Here is a 12,609-nt window from a genome sequence, read left to right as displayed (position 1 = left end):
TTGTAGGAGCAGGCTTGCCAGCGAACCCACTCGCCGTTTTTTACCTGGAGACTCACCATGCGACCTTTCTGGCTGGAACAGGCCCTGCAACAGCTACCCTCACCGGCGTGCCCGCCACTGTCGGGCGATACCACCTGCCAGGTGGCTATTGTCGGCGGCGGCTACACCGGGCTGTGGACCGCCATCATGCTCAAGGAGCAGAACCCCGGGCTGGACGTGCTGCTGATCGAGGCGGATATCTGCGGCGCCGGTGCCAGTGGGCGCAACGGCGGCTGCGCGCTGTCCTGGTCGGCCAAGTACTTCACCCTGGAGCGGCTGTTCGGTGTCGAGGAGGCCGTGCGCCTGGTCAAGGAATCCGAGCAGAGCATCTATGCCATCGGCGCCTTCTGCGAGCGCTACGGGGTGGATGCCCAGTACCGCCTCGACGGCACTTTGTACACGGCCACCAACCCGGCCCAGGTCGGCTCCACCGATGGCGTGATCGCTGCGCTGGAGCGCCGCGGCATCAACTCCTTCGACAAGCGACCCCTGGCCGACGTGCAGCGCATGGCCGGTTCCAGCCAGCATCTGGAGGGCTGGTATTCGCCAGCTGCGGCCAGCGTACAGCCGGGCCTGCTGGTGCGCGGGCTGCGCCGGGTGGCCCTGCAACTGGGCGTGAGGATTCACGAGAACACCGCCATGACCGGGCTGGAGGAGGGGCGCCCGGCGCTGTTGCGCACGCCCCTGGGGCAGATCCGCGCCGAGCGCGTGGTACTGGCGATGAATGCCTGGATGGCCCGGGCCTTCCCGCAATTCGAGCGCAGCGTGGCGATTGTTTCCAGCGACATGCTGATCACCGAGCCGCGGCCCCAACTGCTGCAGCAGATCGGCCTGACCAGCGGCGTGACGGTGCTGGATTCGCGGATCTTCGTGCACTACTACCACAACACCCCGGACGGTCGGATCATGCTCGGCAAGGGCGGCAACACCTTCGCCTACGGCGGGCGGATGCTGCCGGTGTTCGACCAGCCGTCGCCCTACGCCGGCTTGCTCAAGCGCAGCCTGGGGCAGTTCTTCCCGGCCTTTGCCGACGTGCCGGTGGCGGCCACCTGGAATGGCCCGTCGGATCGCTCGGTGACCGGCTTGCCGTTCTTCGGCCAGATGAGCCGCGCGGGCAATGTGTTCTACGGTTTCGGGTATTCCGGCAGCGGCGTCGGCCCCTGCCATATGGGCGGGCAGATCCTCGCCTCCCTGGTGCAGGGGCTGGACAACCCCTGGACTCGCTCGCCGCTGGTCAATGGCCCCCTGGGCTACTTCCCGCCGGAGCCGATCCGCTACCTGGGTTCGCTGGTGGTGCGCAACGCCATCCGCCGCAAGGAACGGGCCGAGGACCACGGGCGCCGGCCGCGGCACCTGGATGTGCGCCTGGCGCGTTTCGCCGCGGCGGCCGGCAAGGCCGACAAGGGCTGAAGCCTGCCAGCCACTGACTTTTTGGTCGATCAGGGCCTTGAGGACGTATAAACTTGCCCATCGCGTCGGCCAAATCCAACTCGACGCCATAGATCAAGAGAGTGAGTAATGGGCGCACAGTGGAAGGTTAAACACAAAGAAGCGGCAGCCAATGCCAAGGGCAAGATTTTCGGCAAGCTGGTCAAAGAGATCACCATCGCCGCACGTAACGGCGCCGACACCGCCACCAACGCCCACCTGCGGCTGGTGGTGGAACAGGCGAAAAAGGCTTCGATGCCCCGCGAGACCCTGGAGCGTGCCATCAAGAAAGGCTCGGGCCAGCTGGGCGAGACCGTGCAGTACCACCGCGTGACCTACGAAGGTTTTGCCCCGCACCAGGTACCCCTGATCGTTGAATGCGTGACCGACAACATCAACCGTACCGTGGCGGAAATCCGCGTGGCGTTCCGCAAGGGCCAACTGGGCGCTTCGGGTTCGGTGTCCTGGGATTTCAACCACGTGGGCATGATCGAGGCCTCGCCGGACAGCCCGGACGCCGATCCGGAACTGGCCGCCATCGAGGCCGGTGCCCAGGACTTCGAGCCGGGCGAAGAGGGCGCGACCCTGTTCCTGACCGAGCCTGCGGACCTGGATGCGGTACAGAAAGCCCTGCCGGAGCAAGGTTTCACCGTGCTTTCGGCCAAGCTTGGCTACCAGCCGAAGAACCCGGTCAGCGGCCTGAGCGATGAGCAGATGGCTGAAGTCGAGGCGTTCCTCGAAGGCCTGGACAACCATGACGACGTGCAGGACATGTTCGTCGGCCTGGCAGGCTAAGGCGATTCGCCGGCCAGCCCGCTCCTGCATACCTTTGTAGGAGCCGGCTGGCCGGCGAAGCTGTTTTAAAGCCCCGCCAATTCCTCGCAGACCTGGGTAAAGCCCGGTCGCGCCAGTACCTCCGGCTGGCAGCAGCGCTGCACCAGCGCCGCCAGTTTCTGCCGCTGCTCCAGGCTCAGCGAGCCATCCCCGCGCTCCAGCAATTCCTCCAGCAAGATACCGAAGGCCCGCACTTCCAGGCGTTGCAGCGCCCGGCTTTGCACGGTGTCGTCCTGGGCATGGAAGGACGCTGCGCCAAAATCCCCCAGCAGGCAGTCGCCTTGGGCGTTCCACAAGGTGTTGTGGCCATAGAGGTCGCCATGGGTGATGCCCTGGGCGTGCAGGTGGGCGCCCACCGAAGCGATGCCGCGGGCGATCCGCAGCGTCACGTTGGCGCTGTAGTGCGCATTGTCCGGGTAGATATCCCGGGAGCAGGAGTCCAGGCTGGGCAGCGCTGCAAGGTTGGCAAAACTTTTGTCGATCAGCTGCATCACCAGGCCGTTCTGGCCCTGGGGGTGGTCGAGGATGCGTCCTTCGACGCGGATCAGGTTCGGGTGCAGCCCGGCGCTGATACAGGCGTTCATTTCATGCAGCGGCGAGCCGTCGCTGGTCATCTCGCCCTTGTACAGCTTGACCGCCACCGCCCGCGGCGGTTGCCCGGCGGGCTGCCATTGCGCCTGGTGAATCACCCCCGAGGCGCCTTCGCCCAGGCGCTGTTCCAGGGTCAGTTCGCTCCAGGGGATGGTCGGAGTGGATTCCAGGGCCGTGGCATCGGCTTCCGACTCCAGCGGGTTGCCGGCATAGGCCAGCCAGGTCAGGCGCGGCAGGGCGAGGAGGAAGGGCGGCAGCTCGGTCAGGCGGTTGGCGGCAATCCGCAGCAGTTCCAGGCGGTGGCACTGGCCCAGGCTTTCGGGCAGGCGGGTCAGGCGGTTGCCGGCGAGCATGAGTTTTTGCAGCAGCGGGCGCTGGCCCAGTTCTTCCGGCAGCTCAGCGATGCGGTTATCGGTGAGGATCAGCCAGCGCAGCTGCGGTGGCAGGGCGGCGGCCGGGACCCGCTCGATGCGGTTGGCCTTGAAGCCGATCATGCTCAGTTGCAGGCATTGGCCGAGGCAGGCCGGTACTTCACTGAACCGGTTGTCCGAGCAGAACAGGATGCGCAGGCGAGTGAGCCGGTGCAGGTCCTCGGGCAGGCTGCTCAGGGCGTTGCCACTGAGGTTGAGGATCTCCAGGGAGTCGGCCAGATCGAAGATTTCCCGGGGGAACTCGGTCAGCCCGCAGGACAGGTCCAGGCGCTTGATGCCGGCCAGTTGGCCAGCCCGCAGTTGGGCAAGGGTATCCATGAACAGCGTCAACACTCGAAAGAAGAAAAAGGCGGGCAGAATAAAGCAGTTCGGCGGTTTTTGCTGCCTGAGCGGCCATGGGATGGGGGCTATTGGGTTTCCAGCAGCCTGAAGGCCAACGCGCCCGCTCCTTGAACGTAGTCGGCAATCAGGGTCAGGTCGGTCTTGCGGCCTTTGGACCACAGCTGGCAGGCCACTCTCATGATCGATGGCTCGGTGCCCAGCGGGTAAAGGTCCAGGGCCACCCGGCCGCTGCGGTCCGGTTGGAATGCCAGGTCATAGGGCGCGAGGGTCAGGTCCCCGGCCTGTTCTCCCGAGCTGTCCAGCTCTTCGAGGATTTCTGCATAAATGGCCGGGCTCACGCCAACTGCCGCCAATGCCGTCGGCTGGGCATGTTCAATGGCGCGCAAAAGTGCCTCTGCCAGTCGGTAAATCTCTTGGCGGTCAAATGCTTGCATCTTGCAGTGCTCCAGCCAGCCGGCGAAATGCCGCGGGTTGCCTGGAGTTCCCGGCCTCAGCCAGCATCGACTCCAGGCTATGGTGCTCCAGGGTATTTTTTACCGATCCGGTGGCGGCTCTGCCCAGCGGGCTTTCCAGGTCGAAGTCGCTCTCCAGGGTTGCAAGCAGGTAGGCGCCTTGGCGGCTCCATTGGTTGAAACGCATGACGTGCCGGTCATCCAGAATCACCGCGCCTTCCTGCTTGTCGTCCGAGAAATGGAAAGCCAACTGCGAAGGGGGCAGGTTTTGCTGGGCCGCAAGGCGTTTCCTGTACTTGAGCACCGACGTCAGGCGGGCCCCGGGGGCCAGGTTGAAGCCACTGCCGACCCGTTGCCGGTCAAGGAAGTAGCACTTGAACAGCACCTCCAGGGTTCGCTGGTGGTAGCGCGTCGTGCAGCGTTTTTCATACTGGTGAAAGTCCTGGGGCTCGCCGACCCGCTCATAGCCTTTGGCCGCCAGTTCGGCTGCCGAGAAACTCTCCAGGCCAAATAGCCGGGAGTGCTGGAGGGTTGAATCTTGCAGGTGCAGGCACACCAGCTCGCAAAAGCTGATCGAACTCATGTGGCTACCTGCTCAAGCGGGTGCTCGGGGCCGATTTCCTGCAATTGCCCGAGGCGGCTGCGGGTGCGGGCCAGGTCGATGGCGTGGCCGCCCAGGCTTTCGGCCAGCGGGCGCTGGCCGATCAGCAGCAGGCGCTTGTCCTGGTCGTAGAGCACGTCGATCAGGTTGATGAAGCGCTGCTGGGCGGCGATCGAGCACTCCGCCAGTGGCGGCAGTTCATCGATGATCCAGGTGTCGAACTGGCGGCTCAGTTCCAGGTAGTCCATGACTGCCGTGGGCTGCTGGCACAGGTCGTTGAATTCGAAGCGGATGCTGCGCTGCTGGCGCTGGCGGGTGGTCAGCTGGCGGCTGCCGACCTGCAGCAGCGTTGCCGGGGCGTGGCGTTCGGGCAGCTTGAGCGCCTGGCGCTGGGCCGCGGTGCCGGGCCAGAGATACTGCCCCCGGGTAAAGGCCTGTTGTTCGTGGGTTTGCGCGTGGGTCCGGTAATCCTCGGCACCGCCGACTTCCATGACCTGCATGCGCGCGTTGATCAGTTCGATCACCGGTTTGAAGCGGGCATGGTACAGCGGGTTGGGCAGCAGGCCTTCGGGGGCGTAGTTGGAGGTCACCAGCAGCACGATGCCGCGCTTGAACAGGGCCTTGAACAGCCGGGTGATGAGCATGGCGTCGCCGATGTCGTGGACATGGAACTCATCGAAACACAGTACCCGGCACTGGCGGAGCAGCTCGTCCAGGGTGGTTTCCAGGGCATCGGCCTGCTGTTGGTGGCGAAACATGCCCTGGTGCAGTTGGGCGAAGAAGTCATGGAAATGCAGGCGCTGTTTCTCGTCGATGGGCAGGGCGCGGAAGAAGCCGTCCAGCAGCCAGCTCTTGCCCCGCCCCACGGCGCCATACAGGTACAGGCTCGGCGCCTGCGGGGTGGCCTGCTCCAGGGCGTCGGCCAGTTGCCCCATGCGCTCGATCACCTGCAACTGGCCATGGCTCAGGGTGTAGCCCAGGTCGTGGGCCTTATGGCGAAAGTAGTCATGGATCAGCGCGCCAGCGGCGCTCGGGCGGCGGGCGGGCCTGGCGAACAGGCGACGCCAGGGAGATCGAGTCTGTGCAGGTTTTGGCGGTAAAGCGGCCAATGGTGATTACCCCGATGGTTCCAGGCCGCTCACCTTAAGAGCGGCGCGCCAATTTAACCAATAGAAAATGCCCCGGCCAGTCATCTCGAAAAGGCATGGCTGCAGCCGTGCCGGCGCAGCGCTCATGCCGTGAGCAATTAATACGCTAACTGGCGGTTTCCCCGCGGGTTGCTAACCTGACTTCAGCGAATGCTCCTCATAAGGATTGAGGCCTTGAATGGATATAAGGGTGTGGCAGTGATGAGCGCATTGCTCAGCGCGACAGCAGGGGCCGCGGACTTGCAGGTGCAGGTCCGGGTCGATGTGCTGCGTGGCTGCCAGTTGGTCGGCCAGCAGCGCGAAGCGGGGATCGAACAGCTCGGTACCCTGGACTTCGGCAGCACCGCACGCCTGGACGACCCGGCCGGGCCCTTGTCGGCGGCACTGCCGGGCAGCCGCCAGCCGCGCCTGGAATGCAACCCCGATACCCCCTATCAGATGCGCATCGACGGCGGCCTGCACGGTGGCGTCGGCGAGGTGCGCTACCTGGCCAGCAACACCCGGGCCGGCAAACCCATTCCTTATCGCCTCTACCAGGACCCGGCCCGGCGGATTCCGCTGCCGGTGAATGTACCGGTCAGTGGCCGGGTGCCGGATTCCGGCACGGTGGACCTGCCCTTGTACGGGCGTATCGAACCTCTGGCCGAGATCCCCCGGGCCGGCGGTTATTCCGATGTATTGAAAGTGACCCTGACCTGGTAGGGCCGGGGTATGAATGCTGCCACCAGTAACGGGGCAGAGCAGGGAGGGCGGTTCATGGTGAACGGCCCATGTGGGAGTCCTGATGGAACTGGGATGGCTGCAATGAAAGGCAGGACCTGGACGATTGTCGCCCTGGGTTCGTTGTGCCTGTTGGCGGATGACGCCCAGGCGGCAATCAGCGGGCAGATCCAGGCACGCCTGGTGATTACCGCTGCCTGCCAGGTCAGCAGCGGCGGCGATCCGTCTGCCAGCCCGATCGGCGACCCGGGCATGCTCAACTTCGGCCAGCAGGGCCCGACCTGGGTCGCGCCGATCAAGGCCAGCCTCACCAACAGCGCCGAGGGCCAGCTGCAGGTGGCCTGCAACTCCTCGGTCACCGGCTTCACCGTGACCATCAATGGCGGCCTCAACGGCGACGGCACGACCCGGCGCTTGAGCAATGGCCGCCAGACCATTCCCTATCGATTGTTCGTCGATGCATCCGGTAGCGACAGCTACAGCATCGGCCAGCAGCGCAATTTCGCAGTGAGCAGCGGCAGACGGATTCCCATCCCGGTGTTCGGCTCTGTGGTCGCGAATACCCGCGCGGTTCCGGCAGGGCTCTACACCGACACCCTGACCATCACGCTGGATTGGTAAACCATGAGAGGACACACATCATGCACGCGCTTGTATCCAGAATCGGCTGGCCTCTGTTGGGGCTGGTCATGGCTTCAACGGCCAATGCCGCCACCACGGTCACCGGGCAGATCAGTTCGACCCTGATCCTCACCAGCAGTTGCCAGGTCAACGGCGTCGGCGGCAGCACCGGGCTGAACTTCGGTGCCCTGAACTTCGGCACCACCAACAGCCTGTTCACCACGGCCACCGGCCAGGTGCTGGGCGGCGGTGGCGGCGCGCTGTCGATCCTCTGCTCCACCGGCACCACGCCGACCCTGACCATCCAGGGCGGCGCCAATGACGGCAAGTCCACCGGTGGCACCCGGGCCCTGTTCGACGGGGTGGCCAACTATGTGCCCTATGACCTGTACACCGACTCCGGGCATTCGCAGATCGTCGCGATCAACGGCGTGATCAACCTGGCGCCAAGCACCGGGGTGGCGCAAACCGTGAACCTCTATGGCCAGGCGGTGGGCAAGGCGGGGCTACCGGCCGGCACCTACACCGATACGGTGTCCGTGCAACTGACCTTCTGATGCCATGGCCAGCCACGCTTGTGCGCTGCTGCTCCTGGCCTGCGCGAGTGCCTGGCCGGGGTGGATCGCTGCGGCCACCAGCCAGAGCTTCCAGGTCAGCGCCACCATCACCGCCGGGTGCCTGGTGGTGGGGGGCGTCAGCAACTACGGCAGCCTGGCCTTCGGCAGCCAGTCGGCGCTGTCCACCAGCACGGTCAGAGTGGCGCTCACCGGGGGCGTGCAGTTGCAGTGCACGCCGGGGGTGACCCTGAACATGACGGTGGACGGAGGCCAGTACAACAGCAGCGGCCGGCACATGCAGCTCAATAGCGGCAGTGCGCGGGTGGCCTATCAGTTGTTTCGCGATGCGGGCTACAGCCAGAGCCTGGGGATAGGCCAGAGCGTGGCCGTGGCCTACAGCGATGCCAATAACATCAGCCTGCCGATCTACGGGCAGGTGCAGTTGCCGGGCAATCAGCCTGGGGGGACGTACAGCGATGTGCTGCAGGTGCAGCTGTCGTGGTGATGGGGCGCATTCATAACCAGCCGGCAGGCGGACAAGGAGTAGCAGTATGCATTTACCTTTGCAGGGCATGCGGGGGACCGGTTATCTGATCCTGGCGGGGCTGTTGGCAGTTGTACCCAGGGTCCAGGCCGCCAGTTCGGTGCTGATCTGGCCGATCGACCCGGTACTGGAGGCCGATCAGCAGGCCAGCGCGCTGTGGCTGGAGAACCGCGGTACCGAGACCGCCAACCTGCAGATCCGGGTGTTTGCCTGGAGCCAGAGCGGCTTTGCCGACCAGTACCAGAACCAGCGCGATGTCATCGGCAGCCCGCCGGTGGCGAAGATCGAGCCGGGGCAGAAGCAACTGGTACGCCTGACCCGCACCCGCGAGGTGCCACCGGGGCAGGAGCTGGCGTACCGGATCATCATCGACGAGATTCCCTCGGCCAAGCCCATCACCCCGGAAGGGGATGCCAAGAGTGCGGCAGCGATCCGCTTCCAGATGCGCTACTCGGTGCCTTTGTTCGCCTATGGCGCCGGGCTGTGGAGCAAGGAAGACACCTCCCGTCCACGCGATCCCAAGGGGGCCGGCGTGCCGGACCTGAGCTGGCGCAAGGTGGCAGTGGACGGCAAGACGTTTTTCGAGCTGCGCAACCAGGGCGCGGTGCACGCCCGCCTGACCGATGTGGCCTTCAAGCAGGGCGGGCAGGCCCGGCCCGTGGCGCCTGGGCTGCTGGGCTATGTGTTGCCCGGGGCGGTGATGCGCTGGCCGATGCCTGAAACCCTGGCGGCCGAGTCGACCCTGCAACTGCGGGTCAATGGAGCACCGCAGGTACAGGACCTGGCGCCTACGCACTGAGCCTCGGGCGCAACGCGGCCGCCAGTCGGACGGCCGGTGGGGAGAGGTACGGACGGATGTGAGCGCGGTGGCGCATCCGCCCCGGGATGGAGATGTCCATAGATGGACTTGAGCCCGCAATGAGCCAGGACCCGGCTCGGCGTTTTCGCAGGTGGCAAGGGCTGGTGACCGGCCTGTGTAGCCTGATGCTGGCCGCAGAGGTGCCGGCGGGCGAACTGCCGCCGCCGCCCAGCAGCCTGGAGTCGATGGCCGATGCACAGCTGTTTCTGGAACTGGTGATCAATCAGATGAACACAGGGAAGGTGGTGGCGGTGGAGCAGCGCTCCGGCCGGCTGTTTCTGCCGGCGCAGACCCTGCGTGAAACCGGGATCAAGCTGCCCGAGGGGCTGGGCGCCGAGGTCGACCTGGACAGCCTGCCGGGCCTGCACAGCGACTACGACAGCCAGGGCCAGCGGCTGCTGCTGGACGTGCCGCCCGACTGGCTGCCGGAGCAATTCATCGGCAGCCGCCAGGCTTACCCACGGACCCCGGCCCTGAGCAGCTTCGGCGGGTTGCTCAACTACGACCTGTACCTCAACGACACCGATGACGGCGGCACCTACCTGGCGGCCTGGAACGAGGTGCGGCTGTTCGACTCCTGGGGCACGCTGTCCAACACCGGGCAGTACCGCCAGACCCTGTCGGGGGTTGGGAACAGCTCCCTGAACAACGGTTACCGACGCTATGACACCACCTGGCGTTTTTCCGACGATGAACGCCTGCTGACTTACGAGGCCGGCGACCTGATCAGTGGCGCCTTGCCCTGGAGCAACTCGGTGCGCCTGGGCGGGGTGCAACTGTCCCGGGATTTCTCGGTGCGTCCGGACCTGGTGACCTATCCCTTGCCGCAGTTCGCCGGGGAAGCAGCGGTGCCGTCCTCGGTGGACCTGTTCATCAACGGCTACAAATCCAGCAGCGCCGACCTGCAGCCCGGCCCCTATACCCTGACCAACATTCCCTTCATCAACGGCGCCGGCGAAGCGGTGGTGGTCACCACCGATGCCCTTGGCCGGCAGGTGTCTACCACGGTGCCGTTCTACGTCACCAGCACCTTGCTGCAAAAGGGCCTGACGGACTTCTCGGTGGCCGCGGGCACCTTGCGCCGGGACTACACCCTGCGCGACTTCGGCTATGGCCCGGGGGTGACTTCCGGCAGCCTGCGCTACGGCCTGAGCGACAGCCTGACCCTGGAAGGCCATGCCGAAGCCTCGGACTCCCTGACCCTGGGCGGGGTCGGTGGCAACCTGCGGCTGGGGCAGTTCGGGGTGATCAATACCGCCGTCAGCCAGAGCCGTTTCGACGGCGACGGCGGCCAGCAGTTGAGCCTTGGCTATCAGTACAGCAGCCAGCGCTACAGCGTCGCCTACCAGCGGGTGCAGCGGCGTGATCAGTACGCCGACCTGACGGTGGTCGACAGCCCCTACACCAGCCTCAGCCAGCGTAGCGAGCAACTGACCCTGAGCCTCAACCTGGAGCGCTTCGGCAGCCTGGGCGCCGGTTATTTCGACGTGCGCGCCGCCGACTCGACCCGTACCCGGCTGTTGAACCTGACCTGGAGCAAGCCGCTGTGGCACAGCAGCAGCTTCTACCTGTCGGCCAACCGCGAGATCGGCGACAGCCACTGGGCCATGCAGGCACAACTGGTGGTCCCCTTCGACCTGCACGGCAGCCTGAGCCTGAGCAACGAGCGCAGCAAGACCGGGGAAAACCGCCAGCGGGTTAACTTCAGCCGCTCGGTGCCGATCGAAGGCGGGGTTGGCTACAACCTTGGCTACGCCACCGGCAGTGGCCCCGACTATCGACAGGCCGATGTGACCTGGCGCCTGCAGTCGGTGCGCCTGCAGGCCGGGGTCTATGGCACCAGCGATGCCGAGACCCGCTGGGCCGATGCCAGCGGTTCACTGGTGTGGATGGACCGCCAGGTGTTCGCCGCCAACCAGATCGACGACGCCTTCGTGGTGGTCAGTACCGACGGCTACAAGGACATCCCGGTGCGCTATGAAAACCAGCTGGTGGGCCAGACCGACAAGAACGGCCATCTGCTGGTGCCCTGGAGCAGCGCCTATTACCGCGGCAAGTACGAGATCGATCCGCTGAACCTGCCGGCCAACGTGCAGAGCCCGAATGTCGAGCAGCGGGTGGCGGTGCGGCGTGGCAGCGGCTACCTGCTGGAGTTTCCGCTGACCCGGATCATTGCCGCCAGCGTGGTGCTGGTGGACGCCCAGCAGCGCGAGCTGCCCCTGGGCAGCAACGTCACCCATGAGCAGAGCGGGGCGCGGACGGTGGTCGGCTGGGATGGGCTGGTCTATCTGGAAAACCTCGCGGCCCAAAACACCCTGCACGTGGAACTGGCCGACGGCAAGACCTGCCGGGCGCAGTTCGACATCGACATGCAACAGCAGCAGGTGCCGTTGATCGGCCCGCTGGTCTGTCAGTAACGGCGGTATCACCGGATCAAGGAGCGTGGCGTGTGAATGCGGGCAAGGGATGGCGACAGGCAATACTGGGGCTGCTGGCGAGCGTGCTGTCGTGCACGGCCCAGGCACTGTGCACGACGGTCCCGACCGCGCCGGCAGGCTTCGGTACCGTCAGCTCGATCCTGGTGCGCACCACCTCGCAGCCGGCCTCCACCACCAATGCCGGGCTGAGCTGTACCGGCTCGCTGCTGAGCATTCTGGCCAGCAACGATCATTTCTACGCCACCATCACCTCCACCACCAGCGGCATGGTGGGACCTACCGGCGACGTCATCAGCTACACCCTGTACGCCAACAACAGCACCAGCTATCCGATCACCCGCGGGGTGCAGTTCGACTTCGCCCGCAATTCCATCATCGACCTGCTGGGCCTGCTGGGCAGCCCGACCGTGGCCAAGACGGTGCCCATCTACCTGGGTACGCTCACCGGCAGCAACGTGGCGGCGGGGGTCTATACCGAGAACCTGAGCATTCTCTGGAGCTGGAACTATTGCTCCGGAATAGGCGCCCTGGGGATCTGTCTGGGCCGGGATGTCGGCAGCGGTACCCAGAGCCTGACCGTGAACATGACGGTGTCCAACGATTGCGTGATCACTGCGCCGAACATCAGTTTCGGTAGCGCGCCGGTGATCAGCGCCTTCGCGACGGTGACCGGGCAGACCATCAACCTGGCCTGCACCAAGGGCAGTGCCTACACCGTGGGCCTGAGCGACGGCCAGCACCCGGTGAGTGCGGGGGGGCGCAGGCAGATGATTTCCGGCAGCAACTACCTGGCCTACGACATCTTCAAGAGTGCCGGTAGCACCCGCTGGGGCAGTGTCGGCAGTGCCCGGCGCTCCAGCACCGATGCCGAGGTGAACCCCGGCAACGGCCTGGGCACCGGCAGCCAGATCTTCAACTACAACGCCAGGATCTACACCGACCAGAGCACCCCGCCGGCCGGCACCTATATCGACAACGTGGTGCTGGACGTGGGCTTCTGAGGG

13 protein-coding genes are annotated in these 12,609 nt (G+C 65.5%); 9 read left to right on the top strand and 4 right to left on the bottom strand.

The features are described 5' to 3' along the window. Positions 1 to 57: 57 nt before the first annotated feature. Together AC1RMG_RS20805 and AC1RMG_RS20800 are read left to right on the top strand one after the other, a co-directional pair. The gene (locus AC1RMG_RS20805) at positions 58 to 1,449 is read left to right on the top strand and encodes an FAD-dependent oxidoreductase (RefSeq protein WP_125062770.1); all 1,392 of its coding nucleotides are present in this window, start codon (positions 58 to 60) and stop codon (positions 1,447 to 1,449) included. A gap of 108 nt (positions 1,450 to 1,557) precedes the next feature. Then, the gene (locus tag AC1RMG_RS20800) at positions 1,558 to 2,262 is read left to right on the top strand and encodes a YebC/PmpR family DNA-binding transcriptional regulator (RefSeq protein WP_011062247.1); all 705 of its coding nucleotides are present in this window, start codon (positions 1,558 to 1,560) and stop codon (positions 2,260 to 2,262) included. Between the two features lie 65 nt (positions 2,263 to 2,327). Here the strand turns inward: AC1RMG_RS20800 and AC1RMG_RS20795 are convergent, their stop codons facing one another. From AC1RMG_RS20795 to zapE, 4 genes are all read right to left on the bottom strand, one after another. Further along, complete coding sequence (locus AC1RMG_RS20795; protein ID WP_493170129.1) at positions 2,328 to 3,641, bottom strand: leucine-rich repeat-containing protein kinase family protein; 1,314 nt, start codon at positions 3,639 to 3,641, stop codon at positions 2,328 to 2,330. Positions 3,642 to 3,730: 89 nt separating this feature from the next. Beyond that, positions 3,731 to 4,099, bottom strand: a complete 369-nt coding sequence (locus tag AC1RMG_RS20790) for a hypothetical protein (protein WP_493170127.1) — start codon at positions 4,097 to 4,099, stop codon at positions 3,731 to 3,733. Continuing rightward, on the bottom strand, positions 4,086 to 4,700 hold the full coding sequence (locus tag AC1RMG_RS20785; protein WP_169893234.1) for a hypothetical protein: 615 nt from the start codon (positions 4,698 to 4,700) through the stop codon (positions 4,086 to 4,088). Before AC1RMG_RS20785 ends, AC1RMG_RS20790 begins: the two co-directional genes overlap by 14 nt. Beyond that, positions 4,697 to 5,827 (bottom strand): cell division protein ZapE, encoded by a 1,131-nt coding sequence (gene zapE / locus AC1RMG_RS20780; RefSeq protein WP_493170123.1) that lies wholly within the window; start codon positions 5,825 to 5,827, stop codon positions 4,697 to 4,699. The genes AC1RMG_RS20785 and zapE overlap by 4 nt, the downstream gene beginning before the upstream one ends. Positions 5,828 to 6,067: 240 nt before the next feature. Here zapE and AC1RMG_RS20775 point away from each other — a divergent pair, with 240 nt between their 5' ends. The 7 genes from AC1RMG_RS20775 to AC1RMG_RS20745 all read left to right on the top strand — a co-directional run bounded on the left by AC1RMG_RS20775 (position 6,068) and on the right by AC1RMG_RS20745 (position 12,606). Next, on the top strand, positions 6,068 to 6,568 hold the full coding sequence (locus AC1RMG_RS20775) for a Csu type fimbrial protein (RefSeq protein WP_015636329.1): 501 nt from the start codon (positions 6,068 to 6,070) through the stop codon (positions 6,566 to 6,568). A gap of 102 nt (positions 6,569 to 6,670) precedes the next feature. Beyond that, positions 6,671 to 7,207 (top strand): Csu type fimbrial protein, encoded by a 537-nt coding sequence (locus AC1RMG_RS20770; RefSeq protein WP_011062241.1) that lies wholly within the window; start codon positions 6,671 to 6,673, stop codon positions 7,205 to 7,207. A 20-nt stretch (positions 7,208 to 7,227) separates the two neighbouring features. Beyond that, entirely contained in the window at positions 7,228 to 7,764 is a 537-nt protein-coding gene (locus AC1RMG_RS20765) for a Csu type fimbrial protein (protein ID WP_015636327.1), read from the top strand. Positions 7,765 to 7,768: 4 nt separating this feature from the next. Further along, entirely contained in the window at positions 7,769 to 8,269 is a 501-nt protein-coding gene (locus AC1RMG_RS20760) for a Csu type fimbrial protein (RefSeq protein WP_015636326.1), read from the top strand. Between the two features lie 46 nt (positions 8,270 to 8,315). Further along, positions 8,316 to 9,107, top strand: a complete 792-nt coding sequence (locus AC1RMG_RS20755; RefSeq protein WP_493170121.1) for a fimbrial biogenesis chaperone — start codon at positions 8,316 to 8,318, stop codon at positions 9,105 to 9,107. A 119-nt stretch (positions 9,108 to 9,226) separates the two neighbouring features. Continuing rightward, a complete protein-coding gene (locus AC1RMG_RS20750; RefSeq protein WP_493170119.1) occupies positions 9,227 to 11,584 on the top strand; it encodes a fimbria/pilus outer membrane usher protein in 2,358 nt (785 codons plus the stop codon). Between the two features lie 32 nt (positions 11,585 to 11,616). Next, positions 11,617 to 12,606, top strand: coding sequence for a Csu type fimbrial protein (locus AC1RMG_RS20745; RefSeq protein ID WP_011062236.1), 990 nt, complete (start codon positions 11,617 to 11,619; stop codon positions 12,604 to 12,606). The last annotated feature ends 3 nt before the right edge of the window (positions 12,607 to 12,609 follow it).

Source organism: Pseudomonas sp. GW822-FHT04H02 (genome assembly GCF_058800645.1).
Note: the sequence above shows the minus strand (reverse complement) of the source record. Positions and strands in the feature narration are given on the sequence as shown.